A 24,156-nucleotide genomic window follows, 5' to 3' on the forward strand; every position below is an offset into this window, starting at 1 on the left:
TGGCCATGAGCTTTAACACAATCATCGACTGGAACACCTGTAGCGACGCACAGCAGCGCGAGCTGCTGATGCGCCCGGCGATTTCCGCCTCTGAGAGCATCTCACGTACCGTGGCGGAGATCCTGGATAACGTCAAAGCCCGTGGCGATGACGCGCTGCGTGAATACAGCGCGAAGTTTGACAAGACGGAAGTCGGTGCATTACAGGTTACCGAGCAGGAAATCATTGATGCCAGCAATCGTCTGGGTGACGACATCAAGCAGGCGATGGCCGTCGCGGTGAAAAACATTGATACCTTCCACACCGCGCAAAAGCTGCAGACCGTGGATGTCGAAACCCTGCCCGGCGTGCGTTGTCAGCAGGTCACGCGCCCGGTTGCATCCGTTGGCCTCTATATCCCTGGCGGCTCTGCCCCGCTTTTCTCCACCGTACTGATGCTGGCGACACCCGCGCGCATTGCCGGGTGTCAGAAAGTGGTGCTTTGCTCACCGCCACCGATTGCCGACGAGATCCTCTATGCGGCGAAGCTCTGCGGCGTGCAGGCGGTCTATAACGTGGGCGGCGCGCAGGCGATTTCGGCCCTGGCGTTCGGCACGGAATCCATTCCGAAGGTCGACAAAATTTTTGGCCCGGGCAATGCGTACGTGACCGAAGCCAAGCGCCAGGTCAGCCAGCGTCTGGACGGCGCGGCCATCGATATGCCTGCCGGCCCGTCTGAGGTGCTGGTGATTGCCGACAGCGGCGCAACGCCGGACTTCGTGGCCTCCGACCTGCTTTCTCAGGCGGAACACGGCCCGGACTCGCAGGTCATTCTGCTGACGCCGGATGCTGATATGGCGAAACGCGTGGGCGAAGCCGTTGAGCGCCAGCTTGCCGACCTGCCCCGCGCCGACACGGCACGTCAGGCGCTAGCGGCCAGCCGCCTGATTGTGGCGCGCGACCTGGACCAGTGTATTACCATCTCCAACCAGTACGGCCCGGAGCACCTGATCATTCAGACCCGCAACGCGCGCGATCTGGTTGACAGCATTACCAGCGCGGGCTCGGTGTTCCTCGGCGACTGGTCACCGGAGTCCGCGGGCGATTACGCCTCCGGCACCAACCACGTGCTGCCCACGTATGGCTACACCTCAACCTGTTCGAGCCTGGGCCTGGCGGATTTCCAGAAACGCATGACCGTGCAGGAGCTCTCCCGCGAAGGGTTTGCGTCACTGGCGTCTACTATTGAAACCCTGGCTGCCGCCGAGCGGCTGACCGCCCACAAAAATGCCGTTACGCTGCGCGTTGCAGCCCTGAAGGAGCAAGCATGAACATTGAAGAGTTAGCCCGCGAAAATGTCCGTCGCCTGACGCCTTACCAGTCGGCGCGTCGTCTGGGCGGTAAAGGGGATGTCTGGCTGAACGCCAACGAATTCCCGACGGCGGTGCAGTTTGAACTGTCGCAGCAAACGCTGAACCGCTATCCGGAGTGTCAGCCAAAGGCCGTTATTGAAAACTACGCGCAGTACGCGGGCGTGAAGCCAGAGCAGGTGCTGGTCAGCCGCGGCGCGGATGAGGGCATTGAACTGCTGATCCGCGCCTTCTGCGAGCCTGGCAAAGACGCGGTGATGTACTGCCAGCCTACCTACGGCATGTACAGCGTCAGCGCGGAAACCTTCGGCGTAGCGTGCCGCAACGTGCAGGCGCTGGAGAACTGGCAGCTGGATTTGCAGGGCATCGCCGACAATCTCGATGGTGTAAAAGTGGTGTTCGTCTGTAGCCCGAACAACCCGACCGGACAGATTATCAACCCGCAGGATATCCGCACTTTGCTGGAAATGACGCGCGGTAAAGCGCTGGTGGTTGCCGACGAAGCCTACATCGAGTTCTGCCCACAGGCGACGCTGGCAGGCTGGCTGGAAGAGTATCCGCACCTGGTGGTGCTGCGTACGCTGTCGAAAGCCTTTGCCCTTGCGGGTCTGCGCTGCGGATTCACCCTGGCAAATAAAGAGGTCATCGACCTGCTGCTGAAAGTGATCGCCCCGTACCCGCTCTCAACGCCGGTTGCCGATATTGCGGCACAGGCGCTGACGCCTCAGGGGATCAACGCGATGCGCGAGCGCGTGGCGCAAATCCTGGAGGAACGTCAGTATCTGGTGACCGCCCTGAAGGATATCCCTTGCGTGGAGCAGGTATTCGACTCGGAAACTAACTACATCCTGGCGCGCTTCACCGCATCGAGTGCCGTATTTAAATCTTTATGGGATCAGGGCATTATCTTACGAGACCAGAATAAACAACCTTCTCTGAGTGGGTGCCTGCGCATTACCGTAGGCACCCGTGCAGAGAGCCAGCGCGTAATTGACGCCCTGAAAGCGGAGAAAGTATGACCCAGAAGATCCTTTTCATCGATCGTGACGGCACCCTTATTTCGGAGCCACCAGCCGATTTTCAGGTCGACCGATTCGACAAGCTGGCTTTTGAACCGGACGTGATCCCGGTGCTGCTCAAGCTGCAAAAAGCAGGCTTTAAGCTGGTGATGATCACCAACCAGGATGGTCTGGGTACCGACAGCTTCCCGCAGGCGGACTTTGACGGCCCGCATAATCTGATGATGCAGGTGCTGACCTCTCAGGGCGTGGTATTTGATGAAGTGCTGATTTGCCCGCACCTGCCGGCCGACGAGTGCGACTGCCGTAAGCCAAAGGTGAAGCTGGTAGAACGCTACCTGGCTGAAGATGCGCTGGATAAAACCAACAGCTATGTCATCGGCGATCGCATCACCGATATCACGCTGGCGGAAAATATGGGCATCGCGGGGCTGCGCTACGACCGCAACAACCTGAACTGGGCGAAAATTGGCGAGCAGCTGACAAAACGCGACCGCTATTCCCACGTAGAGCGCAACACCAAAGAGACGCAGATTGATGTGAAGGTCTGGCTGGACCGTGAAGGCGGCAGCAAGATCCACACCGGCGTCGGTTTCTTCGATCACATGCTGGACCAGATTGCCACCCACGGCGGTTTCCGCATGGAAATTACGGTAAAAGGCGATCTCTACATAGACGATCACCACACCGTGGAAGATACCGGCCTGGCGCTGGGTGAAGCTCTGAAGCTGGCGCTCGGCGACAAGCGCGGCATTAACCGTTTCGGCTTTGTCCTGCCGATGGACGAGTGTCTGGCGCGCTGCGCGATGGACATCTCCGGCCGTCCGCACCTGGAATACAAAGCTGATTTCACCTACCAGCGCGTGGGCGATCTGAGCACCGAAATGGTGGAGCACTTCTTCCGCTCCTTGTCCTACACCATGGGCCTGACGCTGCACCTGAAGACCAAGGGCAAGAACGACCACCACCGCGTGGAGAGTCTCTTTAAAGCCTTTGGCCGTACCCTGCGCCAGGCAATTCGCGTGGAAGGTGACGCCCTGCCTTCATCGAAAGGAGTGCTGTAATGAACGTGGTCATTCTGGATACCGGATGCGCCAACCTGAACTCCGTCAAATCGGCGATTGCGCGCCACGGCTATGAGCCGGTGGTAAGCCGCGACCCGGACGTGGTGCTGCGCGCCGACAAACTCTTTTTACCGGGCGTGGGCACCGCGCAGGCGGCGATGGATCAGATTCGCGAACGAGAGCTGGTCGACCTGATCAAAGCCTGTACCCAGCCGGTGCTGGGCATTTGTCTGGGCATGCAGATCCTGGGCCGCCGCAGCGAAGAGAGCAACGGCGTTGACCTGCTGGGCATTATTGATGAAGACGTGCCGAAAATGACCGATCGCGGCCTGCCTCTGCCGCATATGGGCTGGAACCGCGTCTACGCCAAAGCGGGCGACCGGCTGTTTCGCGGCATCGAAGACGGCGCGTATTTTTACTTCGTGCACAGCTACGCCATGCCGGTGAACGTGAATACGATCGCCCAGTGCACCTACGGCGAGGCGTTTACGGCGGCCGTACAGAAAGATAATTTCTTCGGCGTGCAGTTTCACCCTGAGCGCTCTGGCGCCGCTGGCGCGCAGCTGCTGAAAAACTTCCTGGAGATGTGATGATTATTCCCGCGTTAGATTTAATTGACGGTACGGTTGTCCGTCTGCATCAGGGCGATTACGGCCAGCAGCGCGACTACGGAAACGACCCGCTGCCGCGTCTGCAGGATTATGCCGCCCAGGGTGCGCAGGTACTGCACCTGGTGGATTTGACGGGCGCGAAAGATCCGGCGAAACGCCAGATCCCGCTGCTAAAACAACTTGTTGCGGGCGTTGATGTGCCCGTCCAGGTCGGCGGCGGCGTGCGTACGGAAGATGACGTCGCGGCGCTGCTGGACGCTGGCGTGGCCCGCGTGGTGGTGGGCTCAACCGCCGTGAAAGATCCTGAGACCGTGAAAGGCTGGTTCCGCCGCTTTGGTGCCGATGCCCTGGTGCTGGCGCTGGACGTGCGTATTGACGAACAGGGGAATAAGCAGGTGGCCGTTAGCGGCTGGCAGGAAAACTCCGGTGTGACGCTGGAAGAATTGGTCGATATCTATCTTCCCGTTGGTCTGAAGCACGTGTTGTGCACGGACATCTCCCGCGACGGAACGCTGGCGGGCTCTAACGTCTCGCTGTATGAAGAGGTCTGTGCGCGTTATCCGCAGGTGGCGTTCCAGTCTTCGGGCGGTATCGGTGATATCGGTGACGTGGCCGCGCTGCGCGGTACCGGTGTGAAGGGTGTGATTGTGGGTCGGGCCCTGCTGGAAGGTAAATTTACTGTGACGGAGGCGATTCAATGCTGGCAAAACGGATAATCCCCTGCCTGGACGTACGCGATGGTCAGGTCGTGAAAGGCGTGCAGTTCCGCAACCACGAGATCATTGGAGACATCGTCCCGCTGGCAAAACGCTATGCCGATGAAGGCGCCGACGAGCTGGTCTTTTACGACATCACCGCCTCCAGCGATGGCCGCGTGGTCGATAAAAGCTGGGTGGCACGCGTGGCGGAAGTGATCGACATTCCGTTCTGCGTGGCGGGTGGGATTAAGTCCGCTGACGACGCGGCCAAAATTCTCTCGTTTGGCGCCGACAAGATTTCGATTAACTCCCCTGCCCTGGCCGACCCGGAGCTGATCACCCGCCTCGCCGATCGTTTTGGCGTGCAGTGTATTGTGGTTGGGATCGACACCTGGTATGACGCCGCAACGGGTAAGTACCACGTGAACCAGTACACCGGAGATGAAAGCCGCACGCGCGTGACGCAGTGGGAAACGCTCGACTGGGTGCAGGAAGTGCAGAAGCGTGGCGCGGGCGAAATTGTCCTCAACATGATGAACCAGGACGGCGTGCGTAACGGGTATGACCTCGAGCAGCTGAAAAAAGTCCGTGCGGTCTGCCACGTTCCGCTGATCGCCTCCGGCGGCGCGGGCACCATGGAACACTTTCTCGAAGCCTTCCGCGACGCCAACGTGGACGGCGCGCTGGCCGCGTCCGTATTCCACAAACAGATTATTAATATTGGTGAGTTAAAAACGTACCTGGCCGACCAGGGCGTGGAGATCAGGGTATGTTAACAGAGCAACAACAGGCGCAGCTGGACTGGGAAAAAACGGACGGGTTACTGCCGGTGGTTGTCCAGCATGCCGTCTCAGGCGAAGTGTTGATGCTGGGGTATATGAACCAGGACGCGCTGGCGAAAACAATCGACAGCGGCAAAGTGACCTTCTACTCGCGTACGAAACAGCGCCTGTGGACCAAAGGCGAGACCTCGGGTCATTTCCTGAATGCAGTGAGCATAACGCCTGACTGCGATAACGACACCCTGCTGGTGCTGGCAAACCCAATCGGCCCAACCTGCCATAAGGGCACCAGCAGCTGCTTTGGCGAGGCGAGCCACCAGTGGTTGTTCCTGTATCAACTGGAACAGCTGCTGGCAGAGCGTAAAACGGCGGATCCCGAGAGTTCCTATACCGCGAAACTGTACGCCAGCGGAACCAAGCGCATCGCACAGAAGGTGGGAGAAGAAGGCGTTGAGACGGCGCTGGCGGCGACGGTGCATGACCGCGAGGAGCTGACGAATGAAGCGTCTGATTTGATGTATCACCTGCTGGTGCTGCTGCAGGATCAGGAGCTGGATTTGACGGCGGTGATTGAGAATCTTCGCAAACGTCACAAATAAAAAACCGGGGAAAATCCCCGGTTTTTTTAATCTGCAAATCAGACTTTTGGTTTGTAGTTGCGCAATGCGTTGCGGCCAAGCACCACCCCAGAACCAATCATTCCGCCCAGCAGCACGGCAAGAATCAGAACAATCACTTTTTTCGGGCTGTCACGTCGCACAGGGAGTTCCGGCTTCATGACGTAACGGTAAACGTGGATTGTATCCGGGTTTACATTGAGATTCTGGATGTCCAGCAGATTTCGTTTGGTCTGATAATATGCTCTTGGGAAGACCAAAGGGAGAGAAGCTTCGTTGTCAATCATTGATTTCAGCCCCTCACTTCCCAGCAGGAACATCGTTTCCTGAGTCACTTCCTGGGTTTGCTGCAACTGAGGCGAGGTAATTTTCGCCGCTTCAGCGTTCTTCAGTGCCTCAGCAATCTGTTTGATACGCAGATCTTTTTGCTCCTGAGCGACCTTCTCCTGGTTTTGTAGAGAATCATTCAGAGTCTTGATCTGCTGTTTGATGTTGTCCTTAAGGTCAACTGCCAGTTCTTTCGCCGTTTGCTCATCAACCTGCTGAATATACTGTGCCAGCTGTTTCTGAGCAGCTTCTGCTGATGTACTGGTATAGGAAACACTCAGCGGGAGCGGCTGCCCAGTTACAGTCGGCGCTATAGTCAGTTTTTCAGGCTCCTTCTGGTTCTCAAGCGCCTGCGACAACGCCGAGATTGAGGCGTTAAAACGGCCAATAGCGCGCGTTTGGTTGTCAAGCATTGTTGGTGCCGCAGTACCATAAAGGATATTCAATGCATTAGAGTAGCTGGCAATCTGGGCCGCATCTGGTTGCGTAATAATCGCACTTGAGGTCCATTTTTCCTTTGCAACAGAGAGATATCCAATTGCAAGGGCGATACAAACGACAACAAAGGTTGCTATCACCCATTTTCCACGCCACAGTTGCAGCACTAAATCAAGTAAATCAATTTGCTCCTGGTCATTACTTCGGCTGACCTGGCTATTGTTGTTTTGCGTCATACAATCCCTAACTGATAAAAAAGGGCAAACATAATTTTGTTTGTATAGTTTATCCATTACTGGCGATTTTTCTATAAGAATCCGATGAGTAATATCGGAAAGATGGGTTATGTAACTTGCATCCTTCGCGCTATCATAGACGCCATGTGATGCGTTACGGCATCTATAGAATAGGGTTTATGAGGGAAGCTATGAAATTTTTAGTCACGGGCGCTGCAGGTTTTATCGGTGCGAATGTCAGTAAACGCCTCCTTGAGGCCGGTCATCAGGTTGTTGGTATCGATAACCTCAATGAATACTACGATGTCAACCTGAAGCTGGCGCGCCTGGAACTGTTAAAATCTGAGAGTTTCACCTTCCACAAGCTGGAATTAGCTGACCGGGTAGGTATGGCCACGCTTTTCGCAAGTGAAAAGTTTGATCGTGTGATTCATCTGGCCGCGCAGGCGGGTGTGCGCTACTCATTGGAAAATCCGCACGCCTATGCAGATGCCAACCTTATCGGCCATCTCAACGTGCTGGAAGGCTGCCGTCATAATAACGTTCAGCATCTGCTTTATGCCTCATCCAGCTCCGTATATGGCCTCAACCGCAAGATGCCCTTCTCCACTGACGATTCCGTGGATCACCCGGTCTCACTCTATGCCGCGACCAAAAAAGCCAATGAGCTGATGTCGCACACCTATTCGCATCTATACAACTTGCCGACCACCGGCCTGCGCTTCTTCACCGTATATGGTCCGTGGGGACGTCCGGACATGGCGCTATTTAAGTTTACTAAGTCGATCATTGAGGGCAAAAGCATCGATGTCTATAACTACGGTAAAATGAAGCGCGACTTCACGTACATTGATGACATCGCTGAAGCAATTATTCGTCTGCAGGATGTTATTCCTCAGTCAGACACAAACTGGACCGTTGAGACCGGCTCCCCGGCAACCAGTTCAGCGCCTTACCGGGTCTACAACATCGGTAACAGCTCGCCAGTAGAACTGATGGATTACATTACCGCGCTGGAAGACGCGCTGGGTAAAAAAGCCGAGAAAAACATGCTGCCTCTCCAGCCAGGCGATGTTCTGGAAACCAGTGCCGATACCCAGGCACTTTATGAGGTGATCGGATTTAAACCGCAAACCTCGGTTAAAGATGGGGTGAAGAACTTTGTAGACTGGTACAAACGTTTCTACAAAATTTGAATGCATTCATTATGTCTACGCCAAAAGGAACTGCTATGTCTATTCCAGTAATTCACCAGACAGATCTTATCGTGGGTCGCTCTGTTAAACTTAGAAATGTAAAAACCGATGATGCAGCTTTCATTGTCGCGCTGAGAACGAATGAGAAAAAGGGGCGATTTATAAGCACCACCTCTGATGATATTAAAGCTCAAGAAAAATGGATCGAAGGTTATCTGAAAAGCGAGGGTCAAGCCTACTTCATCATTACCGACCTTGAAGATATACCTTTTGGAACGGTAAGAATTTATGATCAGCAGCAAGATTCTTTCTGCTGGGGATCATGGGTCATTCATGAGGATGCACCTCCACACTTTGCAATTGAGTCGGCACTTCTTGTCTATCACTACGCTTTGAAATTAGGGTTTACCAGTGCCCACTTCGACGTACGTAAAGGTAATCATTCTGTCATCAGATTCCATGAGCGTTTCGGTGCTGTTCGTCAAAAAGAAACTGAGGATGATGTTCTTTTCACCATTTCGAAAGACAGCATTCAGCACTCAATGAACAAATTTAAAAAATATCTTCCTGAGCGCATTTTAATCAAATAAGAAAGGTTTAACTGCTCTAAGATTAGAGATTAAAAGGACAGCTAATAACAAGCTGTCCTTTTAAGCTAAATTGTTCTCTTAATCACTACCAAACAGATCGCGGGTATATACCTTATCCGCCACGTCAGCCAGCTCTTCCGCCATGCGGTTTGAAATGATGACATCGGCTTCTTTCTTGAATGCATCCAGATCGCGGATCACCCGGGAATTGAAGAACTGATCGTCCGGCATGGCAGGCTCATAGATAACAACCTCAACCCCTTTCGCCTTAATGCGCTTCATGATCCCCTGAATGGAAGAGGCGCGGAAGTTATCAGAGCCACTCTTCATGATCAGACGGTATACGCCGACCACTTTCGGTTGACGCGCAAGGATGGAATCGGAGATGAAATCTTTACGTGTACGGTTAGCGTCAACAATCGCTGATATGAGGTTGTTCGGCACAGCCTGATAGTTTGCCAGCAGTTGTTTAGTATCTTTTGGCAGGCAATAGCCGCCGTAGCCAAATGACGGGTTGTTGTAGTGGTTGCCAATACGCGGGTCGAGACACACACCTTCAATAATCTGGCGGGTATTCAGACCAAGACTCTCTGCGTAGCTGTCCAGCTCATTGAAATAAGCCACCCGCATTGCCAGGTAGGTATTCGCGAAGAGCTTAATCGCCTCAGCTTCGGTGGAGTCGGTAAACAGCACCTGAATATCTTTCTTCACTGCGCCTTCCTGAAGCAGCGCAGCAAAGCGTTCAGCGCGCTCTGAACGTTCGCCAATGACGATACGCGAAGGATGCAGGTTATCGTAAAGAGCTCTCCCCTCACGCAGGAATTCAGGCGAGAAGAAGATATTATCAATACCGAACTTTTCTTTAATAGATTTGGTAAACCCAACAGGAATGGTCGATTTAATAACCATCACCGCGTCAGGGTTGATCGCGATCACGTCTTTGATCACCGCCTCTACAGTTGAGGTGTTGAAGTAATTAGTTTTAGGATCGTAGTCAGTAGGCGTCGCAATGATGACGTAATCCGCATTGCGGTATGCATCTTCTTTATCTGTCGTGGCGCGGAAATTCAGCGATTTATTGCTGAGATAGTCCTGGATTTCTTTATCCACAATCGGCGATTTTTTCTGATTGAGCATATCCACTTTGGCCTGCACGATATCCAGCGCAACCACTTCATGATTCTGGGCAATCAGAATGCCGTTAGAAAGACCGACATACCCTGTTCCGGAGATTGTTATTTTCATTCGCTAATGACTTCTGTGAGTTAACTGTACTGATGGCCGCCAGACCATCGCGATAAACATAACTGTTGGGCTTTGTACCTCCTGGCAAACTGAACTGTCAAGGCAAACCAGGAGTAATCACTACGAGCGGGGCGAGATTCAGACTACTTCGAATAACAGGCGACACTTTTTGCATAAAAAAACCCGGAGACAAGCTCCGGGTTTTGATTACAGCGAGTGAGTTAACTTATTCCATCCATTCGGTATGGAACACGCCTTCTTTATCGGTACGTTTGTAAGTATGCGCACCGAAGTAGTCACGCTGTGCCTGAATCAGGTTAGCTGGCAGCACAGCAGCACGGTAGCTGTCGTAGTAGGCTACTGCAGCAGAGAAGGTCGGAACCGGGATACCGTTCTGGACAGCGTAGGCAACCACGTCACGCAGCGCCTGCTGATATTCATCCGCAATTTTCTTGAAGTACGGTGCCAGCAGCAGGTTGGCGATACCGGCGTTTTCAGCATAGGCATCGGTGATTTTCTGCAGGAACTGCGCACGAATGATGCAACCCGCGCGGAAGATCTTCGCGATCTCACCGTAGTTCAGATCCCAGTTGTTCTCGTCTGACGCCGCACGCAGCTGAGAGAAGCCCTGGGCGTAAGAAACGATTTTACCCAGGTACAGTGCACGACGCACTTTTTCAACGAATTCGGCTTTATCACCCGCTGGTTTCGCCTGCGGACCAGACAGCACTTTAGATGCCGCGACGCGCTGCTCTTTCAGGGAAGAGATGTAACGCGCGAAGACGGATTCGGTGATCAGAGACAGCGGTTCGCCCAAATCCAGAGAGCTCTGGCTGGTCCATTTACCGGTACCTTTGTTCGCAGCTTCATCCAGAATCACATCAACCAGGTATTTACCCTCTTCATCTTTTTTCGTGAAGATATCTTTGGTGATGTCGATCAGATAACTGTTCAGCTCGCCTTTGTTCCACTCGGTGAAAGTTTCCGCGAGTTCTTCATTGGAAAGGTTCAGACCGCCTTTCAGCAGGGAATAAGCCTCAGCAATCAGCTGCATGTCGCCGTATTCGATGCCGTTGTGCACCATTTTGACATAGTGACCAGCACCGTCCGGACCGATATAAGTCACACACGGCTCGCCATCTTCGGCAACGGCAGCGATTTTAGTCAGAATAGGAGCAACCAGTTCGTATGCTTCTTTCTGGCCACCAGGCATGATGGATGGGCCCTTCAGTGCGCCCTCTTCACCACCAGATACACCGGTACCGATGAAGTTAAAGCCTTCAGCAGAGAGCTCACGGTTACGACGAATGGTGTCCTGGAAGAAGGTGTTACCGCCATCAATGATGATGTCACCTTTTTCAAGGTAAGGCTTCAGGGAGTCGATAGCTGCATCGGTACCTGCGCCCGCTTTTACCATTAACAGGATACGACGAGGCGTTTCCAGAGACTCAACGAACTCTTTCACCGTATAGAAAGGAACCAGTTTCTTGCCTGGGTTCTCGGCAATGACTTCTTCGGTCTTATCACGAGAGCGGTTGAAAACGGAGACGGTATAACCACGGCTTTCGATGTTGAGCGCCAGGTTGCGCCCCATCACTGCCATACCGACAACGCCGATCTGTTGCTTGGACATTACATACTCCTGTCAGGTGTGGTCGCCACGGCTTATGCGCGGCTTCAATGTGGTGTTGATGTTAACTCAATATTGTTTAGCTTGGTAGCGTCGTCATTTAAGATAACGAATAAACACAGCTAAACAGCAAGTTTCGTTCATATACCAAGATGTACTTTTTATGAATAATAACCGAAATGTTTAATTCTTAGCCCTTGAAATATTATAAAGCATTGAGAGCATTCTTTTGGGGAGTAGGCGAGGGACAGAACGCATAAAGAAAACGCATATCCCGGAGAAGAAAGACTGAAATCCAAGTTTTTTCTTAAGCATAAAAAGCTCCCACTCGCTTTTAATATAGTTAATCCCCTTTCTTCTACCCACCATCCCATTGCCAACGCGAGCTTTAACAAGTGAGCTATCGATATTCCCTACTTTATATCCTTTAGCAATAACTCTAAGCCAAAGATTATAATCTTCCATGAGGAAATGGTGTAGATAACCACCAAGCGATAAAATTTCTTTTTTCCTAAAAACCACAGTCATATGATTGAATGGATTTTTTATTTTACAATACTCACGAATTTCAGCCTGTGATAATGGAACTTTCCTGACTGATTTAATTGTATTCTCGCATACTTCAAACTCATCAATTCCAGATCCTAGCAATATGAGATCTTTATCATTAAAGAAAAGGGGTATTTGTTTTTGAAAGCGTTCTGGAAGGCAAATATCGTCTGAATCCATTCGGGCAACAATATCAAATGAGCAATGTGCAAGACCTTTATTGAGAGCATTACCTAACCCAACATTTACCGGTAACCTGACTATATTGATATTCAATTTTTCAGACCACTTTAATACAACAGCCTCTAATTCCGCATTAAGTGGACCATCAAAAACACAAACAATCTCTGTCGGAAATAATAATTGATTGGCAAGACTTGCAAAACATGAGTCAAGAAAGACTGGCTTTTCTTTGTAGTATAAAGACATTAATACACTAAATGATCTTGAGCTATCATTCATTAAGATTTACCTGCGCAGATAAGAATCTAAAGGTCATATAGTAAAATGCATAGCACGAAAAAATATAAAATACAAAATCACCAGAAATGTGATAACAAAAAAGCCCTGAGACAAGCAAAATGAAATAGTAGATGTATCGCCCACTCTTTTTATTAGTCAGAAAGAACCCCCTGAAAAATGTTAAGTTAAATCTTTTTTCGGAACATCTCTCCAGAGTATTTATTAGCGGGAATAGAAAAATTAAGAGAACAATCACATAAGCTTTATCCAGTCCTGTGAACAGCAGTATAGGTGAAGAATACCTTAATGTGACTAATATGAAATGCAATGGTATATTTAATCTACTTCTAACCGAATTATATAATACATAAACTGGAATTATCGACCAACTAGCCAATAAAAAAAACAATGTTCCTTCATATAAAGATAGTACAAACGTTATTAGTGCCGCTATAAAAAAACGAGAGCAATAAATATTCTTCTTATTATTTTCATAGAATTGCAACTGTTGATAATCAAGCCTCAGCGTTGGCGAAGTTTCATTTTTTATAGTTTCGGCATCATTATATATATATCCAATTTCATATAGATTATAGACAAGAAAAATCCCCAAGAAAGATTTAAATAAATAAGTATAATCAAATCCAAGATGCACTAACAAAAAAGACAGAGAAACAGGGATTAAATAAATAATAACCCAAGAAAAAAATCTTGGGATTGTTCGAAATCTCGTTTGTTTTGAGTACCAAAATGGCAAATAAAAGATATTATACTCTTTCACAATAACTCGCTTTTATAATCAGATTGATAAGTTCATCATAATTGATAAGTTTAATATTATTATCAACAAACGCTTTTTTATTCTTTAAATTAGGCACTCCAAAACCATGACTGCAGGATTTTAAAAGCATAATATCTTGGATATTATCACTTATAAAACAGTAATCATTATTATTTTTTTCTACTTCTTCAAAAATTCTGTTCTTGTTAAAGAGAAGGTCCTGGGTAATACGTCCCTGACATATACCGTTTTTATATTCAAGTTTGCTGCTGAAGCAATCTATGTCATAATGGGACGCAACGACCTCAACAATGAAATCCAAGGATGCAGATATAATCGTCACTGGAATATGCTTAGTTTTTGCATATCGCATTACGCCAACAAGTTCTTTATTCTCTATAAAAAACCCACTGATTAACATCTTTCTTACATGCTCTTTAAGAAAATCAATGTCATATCCATTTAAAAAACGAACCGCAATTTTTCGGTTCAAATCTATTTTAAGAAAAAATAATAACTTAAAAAAAACCTTCATCAGAAAGGTAGTACTGACCTTTCTATAAAACCAATAGCTATTATTTTTCTGATGGCTAAAGAAGGAGTCCAGGAACATGAACGTTGTGTTGCCTTTGATTAAGGTATCACATAAATCAACGTATACATGCTTAAACATTACTTTCTCCAATCGAAAAACAGTCTGGTCAGACCGATATATAAATATTTAGATTTAATACTAAGTATAACTTTGGGAAGAAGTTTTAAAGCATCTTTCTTGGACGACGAGCCAAAATTAGAGAAATGTTCAAGATAGATAAAGTGAAGTGCTTTTGCATAAAAAGATTCATTTTTATAGTCATTTAAGATTTTTATTTTCTCCAACATCATCATTTTGTAACGAGTGTGCGTATTATTATCATGTACTCGATACATTGTCAGAAGATATGGAATGGTAATAAACTTATAACCAGAACTGAGGAGTTTAAAATAGAGCCAAATATCTTCTATTTTAATCTCTTTTGGGAAACTTATCGACTCTTTCTTAAAAACCTCTGTTCTAAATAATTGTGTTGGCGAGTATAAGCATATCCTATCGGTAAGTATATCGTTGAGTGTCCACCATTTAAAATTAACCATTGGCAGCAAGCCACGTTTGTTAATTGAGCCATCACTATTGATTCTAAGCATATTACCGAAACAAGCAATCGCTTCAGGTTCATGTTTTAATGCATTAACTTGTAATTCAATCCGATTTGAAATCATAATGTCATCACTAGCGAAGAAACTAACAAATTCTCCGCTAGCATGTTTTAAACCTTCATTAATTCCCCCTGTCACACCTCGATTTTCTTCGAGATATATTACCTTCACATTATTAGTGTTTTTGTATTTTTCAAGTATCTCAGGAGTAGAATCAGAAGAATTATTATCGACGATAATTAATTCAATGTTGGCATAGGTCTGACAAAGTATACTTGTGATTGCACTTTCAATAAATTTTTCGTGATTATATGATATTACAATGACAGAAACCCGATCACTCTGATAATACATACCTTCTTCTCCCGTCGATAAATGAAAATAGCAAATAGATAATAAAAACTAAAATCAACTGTGTATTGAACAACATAGAATTAAAGCTACTTAGGGTTGTTGTTACGGATACAATGTAAAAACTAAAAAAACTCATTGTTAGCAAGCTTTTCTCTCTGGATCTGAAATAGATGCATAACAAACTATTTACTACTCCGCCATACACACTTCCAAGAACAATACCTACATAACCGAAGTTAGAAAAAGTTTCATGTGCAAAAAAACCATTTACATTCCAGCCACCATTCACCACCATGCTTGGTAGATATTGGTTCATGAATATTTCTGACGCTCTAGCAGCAGGAGTGATATTCAGTATCTTGTTGAAAATTGTATCCATACTGGAAAAACCGAGCGTACTATGAGAAGAAAAATAATCAGCCGCGTAAAATACAGCCGCCTCTTGCGCAATAAACAATCTCTCAACCAGAATATAAATAAGATAGTTCGGATTATCAAACTGGAAAAGAATAATATACATAACTAGCATCAGTGAGAAAATTAACAATGCAGAAAATACATAAACCTTTTTACTTATTTTCCTCACCGATGAATATGATACTAAAAGTCCCAAGAAATAAAAAACCAGAGGAGCCTTTTCACCATTTATAGTCAATGCTAATATAGAGATAAAAGTAATAAAGATGAAAAAAATAAAATGTTTTTTAAATCTTAAAAACGAAATAAAAAAATAATACGACAAGATTATAGGTAAAATACTTGCTAACGTTTTGAAATATCCAATTCCCGAATAATTTTTTGTAACATCTAGCCGGCGTACAGCAATTTGATCCGCAGAAGCTCCCTGGAAAGCCATAAACAATGGGGCTGGATAAATTGATATTATATAATAAACAACCAACCCACCAGATAGAACACTAAGGGTTAATGCGATTTTGTTGCTACTCATTACAATAGGACGTGAATAATATCTATCCCAATTCACTATTCCGGCACGATGCGCAAAACATAATGAACATATAACTTCCATAATAAATGCTGAAAGAAAGAATATAAAAAAAGAAAAAGTACTTATAAATAAACCAAGGCTCTTTGCTTCAAAGTTATTTGCAATTGGCTCTACAAAAAAAGAACCATCCATTGCACCAGAATATATTATAAAAGCCCCTACGATACAAAATAGCAACATTGACCAATAAAGCACACAATAATAATTGAGTCTTTTAAACCTAAACACCCCTAGATAATACCCTGGAATAAAGCTCAATACTATTATAAGTAAATTTAGAGTAAACTCCATCTAAAATGCCTTCTTATATATGGACTGATAGAAGAAAACTGAGGTGAGCAACAGATATATAAAATACGTTACAGCATACGCCAAAGAAAGATAATGCCATGACATCGAATGAACAATTATGATAGTTGACATGATAAGGACAATCGCTGATAAAATCTCACAAACTATAAAGGCTTTCCATTTTTCTTTCGTCAATAGTGCAAATGAAAACATCCAACTCAAAACTTTAAAAAAATCCCCAACCATTTGCCAACCAAAAAGTGGTGACATATTAATAAATGAAGGTGTAAAAAGTATATTGACAATATAGTCTTTCAAATAAAAAACACAAAAACATCCAACAGCAGTAACCGGCACTAACAATTTTGATATACTGATTAACTCGTGTTTATATCCCCTTTTCTCATTCGTTTCTGAAAGTTTTGGTAAGTAATAAAGGGTCAATGTAGTCGTTGCCAGCATAATATTTATTGTGCTTATTCGATTGATGGCTTCCCAATAACCGGATACATCCCACGAGATATTAGCACCTATATAGCTTCTAAGAAACATCTGTGTAAATGGGACGGCTAAGGATGAGAATAAAGCCATAAAAGCAAATCGACCAAGTCCTTTTACAATAGCTTTATTTAGATTCCCCACCAAAAATCTAACTTTGAACCATTTTTGTTTTATAAAATATGAAAAGGTTATTATGAAATTTAATGATTGATTTAATGTTAATGCTATTAAAGCACCTTTCAGACCCATGGTAAATGCAAAAAAACCAGTCACCACCAAGACCAACAGACTGCTGGATATGTTAAGAAACACATAAGCTTTTATTGCTTTCATTCCATTTAAAATAGCCATCAGATAGCTATTCAGCATCATAAAAACAAATGAACCAGCAAGCCAAAAAGAAAGATTATTATCTATTTTACCATGAAAGAAAACAGCATTAATATCTTTAAAAAAGATTAAAATAATAATTGAAACAAACAAACTTGAAACAATACTGACAGTTCCAGCTGTTTTCCATACAACTATTAATTCTTTTTCCTCATTTGCATTTTGAGCTGTATATTTCGTAATTCCATTTGCAATTGAGCCGGCAGAAAATGTAGCGAGAGTTTGAACAAAACTCTGAAACTGCCCTATTATAGCGTAACCACCTGGACCGACATAAACAGCTAGGACTTTGTTAAGTCCTAGCATAGTCAGCATCTTAATTATGACAGAAACCCCATTATAAAAACTGACTTTAATTAAATTCATGATTAACTGTTAAATTTATTCAATACTTCGATAACATAACTTACCTGGTCTTGCGTAAGAGTAGGATCCATAGGGATAGAAATGACTTCTCTGTGTAACTCTTCACTAAGTGGGAAACTCAAATCCTTGAGCTCTTTATAAGCCAGTTGTCGATGAGGTGGTGTAGGATAATGAATGACTGTCTGAATATCATGTTTTGTCAGATAGTGCTGTAGTGCATCCCTGTCCTTTACCCTGATGACAAAAAGATGCCATACATGGTTCTCTTCGCTGGAAAAAGTTGGAAGAACGATTAAATTATTTTTTATTTCATTTAAATAACGATTTGCTATATTACGCCTAATACGAATGTCTTCATCTAAATAATTCAGTTTTACGTTGAGGAAAGCAGCCTGAATTTCATCCAGTCGACTATTCACACCTTTGTATTCATGCTTGTATTTTATTTTTGAACCATAATTCCTCAAATAACTTACCGCATCTGCTAAGTCGGCATCATTGGTCGTTATGGCTCCCGCATCACCTAGTGCACCAAGGTTTTTGCCAGGATAAAAACTAAATCCGGCTGCATCACCCCAACTTCCTGCTTTTTTACCATTAATTGAAGCACCATGTGATTGAGCGCTGTCTTCCAATACTAATAGATTGTTTTCTCTTGCGAAACTCATGATTTCATCCATTGGAGAAATCAAACCATAAAGATGAACAGGGAGTATAACTCGCGTATTGTCAGTAATTTTGGCCTTAATGTTATCAACCGACAAATTATAGCTGTACTCATTTGGTTCAACTAAAACTGGCTTTAAACCAGCCTCACTGATGGCCAGAATTGAAGCTATATAGGTATTCGCTGGCACAAGCACTTCATCATTTCGCTTTAATTTCCCCAGTTCTTGCCATGCTTTTAGAGTCAACGTCAAAGCATCAAGTCCATTAGCAACACCTATAGCATGCTTAACGTTACAATATCTCGCGAAATTTTCCTCAAACGCATTCAATTCTGCTCCTGATATATACCAACCACTTTCAATAACTTTTACTGCAGCCTTAATTAACTCATCATTATAACGTGCATTAGATTTCTGTAAATTAAGAAAATCAATCATTTTGCCTCCAAAAATTTCATAACTCTATATTGGATTACCCAAAAACATACCTTTGTCTGCCACATCTTTCGTCATAACAGAGCCTCACCTAATCAGGTATTTAAGCTAAGACTTTATCCTCAGTAGAATGGCCGAGATAGCGCTTATCGCTGGTTTTTTCACCAATAATTATTTCATTGGGCTGTCGATCATAATTGTTTGAACTATGATATTTATCATTTTTAAGGCACAAAAAGTGCCGATTAATGTATAACCATTTATTCTTACGCCATCCAAAATATAAAAAATCCAATATAATTACGTAATTTCCAATGGCGACGTGATTCTCAAGGGAACAATAAACACAAACACTGAGTTCCTTTTATCCATTTTTCACCGAAAAAAAAATGGTTGAAAATTATTAGTGACCTCTCCCACATATGTTAACTGGACGAAATTTAGCTTAAGCACAAACATCATTTCGCTGCCAATTTAAACGCATCATAATCCCTGATGTAATCAGATTCGTCATATTCATTGCTTGCTAAAACCATTAAGACACAATCTTCGGAAAAATCTGACATCTCCCGCCAAATTAAAGAATTAACAAGCAATCCTTGAGCAGGGTTATCTAAAAACACACTTACTCTTTCGTTTCCATCATCTAAAGTAAAACGACACGATCCTTTAACAGGCACAACTAATTGTTTCAAATTTTTGTGCGCATGATAGCCTCTGACGACCCCTTTTTTTGTGTCATAAATGTAATAAACTCGTCTAATTTCGAAGTCTATATTCTTATCTCTTTCTAAAGAAACAAGAGCCCCTCTATCATCACCATGAATCTGTAATGGGATAAGTTGAATATTCATACATCACCCTACTAATTTCATTAAATACTTTCCATAATCATTTTTACTGAGTTGTTGGCCTCTGTCGAATAAATTTTCTTTTGTGAGCCAACCATTTCTCCAAGCAATTTCTTCTAAACAAGCAACCATCATTCCTTGCCTCTTCTGCACTGTCTCAACGAAACTACCCGCTTCAATCAAACTATCATGCGTCCCTGTGTCGAGCCAAGCAAAACCACGGCCAAGCAATTCCACATTCAAAGCATTATTTTTTAAATACACTTCATTTACAGTGGTGATTTCCAGTTCACCTCGAGTAGAAGGTTTAATATTTTTTGCTATTTCTATTACATCATTGTCATAAAAATATAAACCGGTAACCGCCCAATTTGACTTTGGTTTTATTGGTTTTTCTTCGATGCTTAATGCTTTATAGTGGCTGTCAAACTCAACAACGCCAAACCTTTCAGGATCCATTACCTGATATCCAAATACAGTCGCCCCTTGGGTACGCTCACAGGCAAGTTTAAGTTTTGGAGTGAATCCTTGACCAAAGAAGATATTATCGCCTAGTACAAGGCAAACGGAATCAGTGCCAATAAAACTTTCGCCAATAATAAATGCCTGCGCTAATCCATCCGGGCTCGCTTGAGTTGCATATTTGATTTCTATACCAAATTGGCTACCATCACCGAGTAAACGGATAAACCCTGCCTGATCTTCTGGAGTGGTAATTACTAGAATATCTTTGATGCCTGCCAGCATCAGTACTGAGAGGGGATAATAAACCATCGGTTTATCATAAATCGGAAGTAACTGCTTTGAAACGCCCATTGTAATTGGATATAACCTGGTACCTGAGCCACCAGCTAAAATAATACCTTTCATTATTTACGTTCCTTGTAATTCTGCTCAATCCAAGACTGATAATTACCGGCTTTCACGTTTTCTACCCACTGCATATTTTCCAGATACCACTCTACAGTTTTGCGAATCCCACTTTCGAAGGTTTCTTGGGGTTTCCAGCTCAATTCCAGACTAATTTTTTCAGCATTAATTGCATAACGGCGGTCGTGGCCTGGTCGGTCAGCAACATAGGTGATCAAGTCACGATAAGACCCCACCTTCGGCACAATCTCATCCAGCAGGTCGCAAATAGTATGCACCACCTCCAGGTTCTGCTTCTCGTTATGACCGCCAATATTGTACGTTTCACCCGGTTTCCCTTGAGTGACAACCGTGTATAGTGCACGCGCATGATCTTCAACATACAACCAGTCACGGATCTGATCGCCTTTACCGTAAATTGGCAGAGCTTTACCTTCCAGCGCATTCAAAATAACGAGCGGGATCAACTTTTCCGGGAAATGGTACGGGCCATAGTTATTCGAACAGTTGGTGACGATAGTCGGGAAACCGTAGGTACGCAGCCAGGCACGAACGAGATGGTCGCTCGAGGCTTTCGACGCTGAATACGGGCTGCTAGGCGCATAAGCCGTGGTTTCAGTGAAGAGTGGCAGCTCAGCTGATGCCGGATGCTCATCAGGATGCGGCAAATCACCATACACTTCGTCGGTAGAGATGTGATGGAAACGGAAGGCTTTCTTCGCCTGCTCATCCAACGTTGACCAGTACGCACGAGCGGCTTCCAGAAGTACATAAGTGCCGACGATATTGGTTTCGATAAACGCAGCCGGACCGGTAATAGAACGATCGACGTGACTTTCAGCAGCCAGGTGCATAACCGCATCAGGCTTATGTTCTGCGAAGATACGATCCATTGCATTTTTGTCACAAATATCCGCATGCTCAAAAACATATCGATCGCTGTCACTGACTTCACTAAGCGACTCAAGGTTGCCGGCATAGGTCAGCTTATCCACATTGACGACGTCGTCCTGGGTATTTTTAATAATATGTCGTACAACCGCTGAGCCGATAAAGCCGGCTCCGCCCGTCACAAGAATTTTCACGTTATCTGTTCCGTCTGTTGGAAATGTCTGGATATTTACGCTCTGAATCCGATCGGTTTTGACGGTTTCAGAAATTGAGCACGCTACCGCCCCTGGCTTAACAGCTACCAGTGCACTGAGCGATGTCTGATTAAATGATTTTTCTTGTCTGGATCCAGACAAAAAACTGGCGTTAATTGTCGTCCTAAACGACCTCAGAAACAAGCACAAATCGCTACAAAGCGATCCCGATTTAAACCCTGTAACTCTATGTAATCATAGGATTAATAATAAAAAACGGCAGTCATCATTTTGGCTATATTTCAATACACCAAAATAATGACTGCCGCTTGTTCAAGACGTTGCAGCAATATCAGTCGTTTGCGAGCAACTTCTCAATACGGGTTCTGAACTTCGCCCCTTCCTTCAGGTTACGCAGCCCATAGTTCACGAACGCCTGCATATACCCCATTTTCTTACCGCAGTCGTAGCTGTCGCCGGTCATCAGCATCGCGTCAACAGACTGCTTCTTCGCCAGTTCGGCAATCGCGTCGGTCAGTTGAATACGATCCCAGGCGCCTGGCTCGGTTTTCTCCAGTTCCGCCCAGATATCGGCGTTCAGAACGTAACGACCTACCGCCATCAGGTCCGAATCCAGCGTCTGTGGCTGATCCGGTTTTTCGATGAACTCAACGATGCGGCTCACCTGCCCTTCCGTCTCCAGCGCTTCTTTGGTCTGAATTACGGAGTACTCAGAAAGATCGCCCTTCATGCGTTTTGCGAGCACCTGGCTACGACCGGTTTCATTGAAACGCGCCACCATTGCCGCCAGGTTATAACGCAGCGGATCGGCAGAAGCGGTATCGATGATAATGTCCGGAAGAACAACAATGAATGGGTTATCACCCACAACCGGACGGGCACACAGGATAGAATGCCCCAGACCCAGCGGCTGCGCCTGACGGACGTTCATGATGGTCACACCCGGCGGACAAATAGACTGCACTTCCGCCAGCAGTTGGCGTTTGACGCGCTGCTCAAGCAGCGCTTCAAGTTCGTAAGAGGTGTCGAAGTGGTTTTCTACAGCATTCTTGGACGAGTGCGTAACCAGGACGATTTCTTTGATCCCTGCAGCAACAATCTCATCGACAATGTACTGAATCATTGGCTTGTCGACGATCGGCAGCATCTCTTTAGGAATGGCTTTTGTGGCTGGCAGCATATGCATGCCCAGGCCTGCTACCGGAATGACTGCTTTCAAATTGATCATTATCTCTTCCACCTTAATATGGTTGACGAAGTATAAACTGTGTCAGGAAAAATGCCTGAAGAAGAAAGTCTACTCCGTCGAATGCAAATCACGTTTGGCTCAGAACTCTGATTACTTAAGCTCATTACGCTATAAGTGTGACCCAGAATCGTCGGAAACCCTACCAATAAAGAAGAGGAAAAACATGTTTCCGACAAATCCCAGATCGTCAGTTGTTACTCAGAAACAAACGTGATGTCATCTTTCTTCTCATGCACGAACTCGTACTTCAACGTACGGTCCAGTCCTTGAGATAGGGTATAAGGTGCTTTAAAACCAGAGGTGTGCACTTTAGTGGCATCAAACTGAGTGGTGGCACAGAATTTTTTTACACGTACGGAACTAATCGCATACTTCTTGCCGGTAACTTTGCTAAGGATATCAAAGCAAAAACCGCCTAGCATTCCTAAAGGATAAGGGAGGTGAACTGAAGGGATTTTTTTGCTGAGGCTCTTTTCAACCTCAGCAACTAATTGATTCATATTCAGATCGGGTTTGTCGACATAGTTATAGACGTCGTAGCCAGGGTTGGCATTGCTCAATCTGAATTTGATAAACTCAACAATATTACCCACATAAGCCATAGACTTAAAGTTGGTTCCGGCGCCCACCATTGCGAATTTTCCACCCGCGATTTGCTTCAGAAGATTGTAGACATTGCCACGATTGCGTTCACCAAAAATGACCGTTGGACGAATAATGGTCAGAGATCGTTCTTCAGGCGCTTTGTTGAACCATTCTCTCAGAACCTCTTCCGCCTGCCACTTACTTTTACCGTAGTGGTTGAAAGGATCGTGCGGGTGAGATTCGTCAGGATTGACTTTATTGAGACCATAAACAGCAACTGAACTGGTAAAAATAATATTCTTAACATTATTTTTTTCCATAGCTGCCAGTACATTGCGTGTACCCTGAACGTTTACATCATAGTAGAGCGACGTTGGGCTGACATCATCGCGATGCTCAGCGGCGAGTAATACCACTGTGTCGAAACCTGCAAGAGCGTGATCGAGTTGCTCCTGATTGCGCACATCTCCGGAAACAGTAATGTCAGGGTAGAAATGACTTTGCTGCTTGTCGAAGTTGGTTACATTAAACTCAGCCTTAGAAATCTCGATCAAACGAGTCCCAACAAAACCGGACGCGCCAATAAACAAAACTTTATCGTTCATAAACCACTCAGTGCGTTATGTGTGTTTGGCAAACCTCCGGTAATCTCTGTATTCCCTGAGGTATCGCTAATGATAAGACAGAACT

Annotated in this window: 23 protein-coding genes; 9 read left to right on the top strand and 14 right to left on the bottom strand. The window is 45.6% G+C overall.

From position 1 onward, the window contains the following. Nucleotides 1–5 precede the first annotated feature (5 nt). From hisD to hisIE, 7 genes are read left to right on the top strand one after another with little or no spacing between them, the layout of a single operon-like run. A complete protein-coding gene (hisD, locus tag NWV12_RS14360; RefSeq protein WP_048980212.1) occupies nt 6–1,310 on the top strand; it encodes a histidinol dehydrogenase in 1,305 nt (434 codons plus the stop codon). Continuing rightward, entirely contained in the window at nt 1,307–2,368 is a 1,062-nt protein-coding gene (gene hisC / locus NWV12_RS14365; protein WP_047061156.1) for a histidinol-phosphate transaminase, read from the top strand. Before hisD ends, hisC begins: the two co-directional genes overlap by 4 nt. Continuing rightward, nucleotides 2,365–3,432: a bifunctional histidinol-phosphatase/imidazoleglycerol-phosphate dehydratase HisB gene (gene hisB, locus NWV12_RS14370; RefSeq protein ID WP_048980201.1), complete on the top strand. Its 1,068-nt coding sequence runs from the start codon at nt 2,365–2,367 to the stop codon at nt 3,430–3,432. Before hisC ends, hisB begins: the two co-directional genes overlap by 4 nt. Next, nucleotides 3,432–4,022: an imidazole glycerol phosphate synthase subunit HisH gene (gene hisH / locus NWV12_RS14375; protein WP_032636077.1), complete on the top strand. Its 591-nt coding sequence runs from the start codon at nt 3,432–3,434 to the stop codon at nt 4,020–4,022. Before hisB ends, hisH begins: the two co-directional genes overlap by 1 nt. After that, complete coding sequence (hisA, locus tag NWV12_RS14380; RefSeq protein WP_033145952.1) at nt 4,022–4,759, top strand: 1-(5-phosphoribosyl)-5-[(5-phosphoribosylamino)methylideneamino]imidazole-4-carboxamide isomerase; 738 nt, start codon at nt 4,022–4,024, stop codon at nt 4,757–4,759. Before hisH ends, hisA begins: the two co-directional genes overlap by 1 nt. Beyond that, complete coding sequence (gene hisF, locus NWV12_RS14385; protein WP_023330862.1) at nt 4,741–5,517, top strand: imidazole glycerol phosphate synthase subunit HisF; 777 nt, start codon at nt 4,741–4,743, stop codon at nt 5,515–5,517. Before hisA ends, hisF begins: the two co-directional genes overlap by 19 nt. Further along, on the top strand, nt 5,511–6,122 hold the full coding sequence (hisIE, locus tag NWV12_RS14390) for a bifunctional phosphoribosyl-AMP cyclohydrolase/phosphoribosyl-ATP diphosphatase HisIE (RefSeq protein ID WP_039263829.1): 612 nt from the start codon (nt 5,511–5,513) through the stop codon (nt 6,120–6,122). Before hisF ends, hisIE begins: the two co-directional genes overlap by 7 nt. Nucleotides 6,123–6,160: 38 nt before the next feature. Here hisIE and wzzB read toward each other — a convergent pair whose 3' ends face one another. Beyond that, nucleotides 6,161–7,141 carry an LPS O-antigen chain length determinant protein WzzB gene (gene wzzB, locus NWV12_RS14395; protein ID WP_048980197.1) on the bottom strand — a complete coding sequence of 327 codons (981 nt, stop codon included), beginning with the start codon at nt 7,139–7,141 and terminating at the stop codon, nt 6,161–6,163. 191 nt (nt 7,142–7,332) lie between these two features. Between wzzB and NWV12_RS14400 the strand changes: the two genes are divergently transcribed. Beyond that, nucleotides 7,333–8,337, top strand: coding sequence for an NAD-dependent epimerase (locus NWV12_RS14400; RefSeq protein WP_048980196.1), 1,005 nt, complete (start codon nt 7,333–7,335; stop codon nt 8,335–8,337). 35 nt (nt 8,338–8,372) lie between these two features. Further along, the gene (locus NWV12_RS14405) at nt 8,373–8,927 is read left to right on the top strand and encodes a GNAT family N-acetyltransferase (RefSeq protein WP_048980194.1); all 555 of its coding nucleotides are present in this window, start codon (nt 8,373–8,375) and stop codon (nt 8,925–8,927) included. Between the two features lie 78 nt (nt 8,928–9,005). Here NWV12_RS14405 and ugd read toward each other — a convergent pair whose 3' ends face one another. From ugd to NWV12_RS14470, 13 genes are all read right to left on the bottom strand, one after another. Continuing rightward, a complete protein-coding gene (ugd, locus tag NWV12_RS14410) occupies nt 9,006–10,172 on the bottom strand; it encodes a UDP-glucose 6-dehydrogenase (RefSeq protein ID WP_039263831.1) in 1,167 nt (388 codons plus the stop codon). 226 nt (nt 10,173–10,398) lie between these two features. Continuing rightward, on the bottom strand, nt 10,399–11,805 hold the full coding sequence (gene gndA, locus NWV12_RS14415; protein ID WP_028013772.1) for an NADP-dependent phosphogluconate dehydrogenase: 1,407 nt from the start codon (nt 11,803–11,805) through the stop codon (nt 10,399–10,401). A gap of 180 nt (nt 11,806–11,985) precedes the next feature. Then, nucleotides 11,986–12,813, bottom strand: a complete 828-nt coding sequence (locus NWV12_RS14420) for a glycosyltransferase (protein WP_048980191.1) — start codon at nt 12,811–12,813, stop codon at nt 11,986–11,988. A gap of 767 nt (nt 12,814–13,580) precedes the next feature. Next, a complete protein-coding gene (locus NWV12_RS14425; RefSeq protein ID WP_075204820.1) occupies nt 13,581–14,267 on the bottom strand; it encodes a haloacid dehalogenase-like hydrolase in 687 nt (228 codons plus the stop codon). Beyond that, entirely contained in the window at nt 14,267–15,145 is an 879-nt protein-coding gene (locus NWV12_RS14430) for a glycosyltransferase family 2 protein (protein WP_048980188.1), read from the bottom strand. The genes NWV12_RS14425 and NWV12_RS14430 overlap by 1 nt, the downstream gene beginning before the upstream one ends. Then, nucleotides 15,129–16,445 (bottom strand): O-antigen polymerase, encoded by a 1,317-nt coding sequence (locus tag NWV12_RS14435; protein WP_048980186.1) that lies wholly within the window; start codon nt 16,443–16,445, stop codon nt 15,129–15,131. The genes NWV12_RS14430 and NWV12_RS14435 overlap by 17 nt, the downstream gene beginning before the upstream one ends. Beyond that, nucleotides 16,446–17,702, bottom strand: a complete 1,257-nt coding sequence (locus NWV12_RS14440) for an O-antigen translocase (protein ID WP_048980184.1) — start codon at nt 17,700–17,702, stop codon at nt 16,446–16,448. Nucleotides 17,703–17,704: 2 nt separating this feature from the next. After that, nucleotides 17,705–18,808, bottom strand: a complete 1,104-nt coding sequence (locus NWV12_RS14445; RefSeq protein ID WP_048980183.1) for a DegT/DnrJ/EryC1/StrS aminotransferase family protein — start codon at nt 18,806–18,808, stop codon at nt 17,705–17,707. A 455-nt stretch (nt 18,809–19,263) separates the two neighbouring features. After that, nucleotides 19,264–19,659, bottom strand: a complete 396-nt coding sequence (locus tag NWV12_RS14450; RefSeq protein WP_048980181.1) for an FdtA/QdtA family cupin domain-containing protein — start codon at nt 19,657–19,659, stop codon at nt 19,264–19,266. Between the two features lie 3 nt (nt 19,660–19,662). Then, nucleotides 19,663–20,526: a glucose-1-phosphate thymidylyltransferase RfbA gene (rfbA, locus tag NWV12_RS14455; protein WP_048980180.1), complete on the bottom strand. Its 864-nt coding sequence runs from the start codon at nt 20,524–20,526 to the stop codon at nt 19,663–19,665. Continuing rightward, nucleotides 20,526–21,611 carry a dTDP-glucose 4,6-dehydratase gene (gene rfbB, locus NWV12_RS14460; protein WP_048980178.1) on the bottom strand — a complete coding sequence of 362 codons (1,086 nt, stop codon included), beginning with the start codon at nt 21,609–21,611 and terminating at the stop codon, nt 20,526–20,528. Before rfbB ends, rfbA begins: the two co-directional genes overlap by 1 nt. Before the next feature lie 352 nt (nt 21,612–21,963). Further along, complete coding sequence (gene galF / locus NWV12_RS14465) at nt 21,964–22,860, bottom strand: GalU regulator GalF (RefSeq protein WP_032641615.1); 897 nt, start codon at nt 22,858–22,860, stop codon at nt 21,964–21,966. A 215-nt stretch (nt 22,861–23,075) separates the two neighbouring features. Continuing rightward, entirely contained in the window at nt 23,076–24,071 is a 996-nt protein-coding gene (locus NWV12_RS14470; RefSeq protein ID WP_048980177.1) for an NAD-dependent epimerase/dehydratase family protein, read from the bottom strand. Nucleotides 24,072–24,156: the final 85 nt, after the last annotated feature.

The organism is Enterobacter sp. Crenshaw (genome assembly GCF_024734705.1).
GTDB classification, from domain to species: Bacteria; Pseudomonadota; Gammaproteobacteria; order Enterobacterales; family Enterobacteriaceae; genus Enterobacter; species Enterobacter asburiae_B.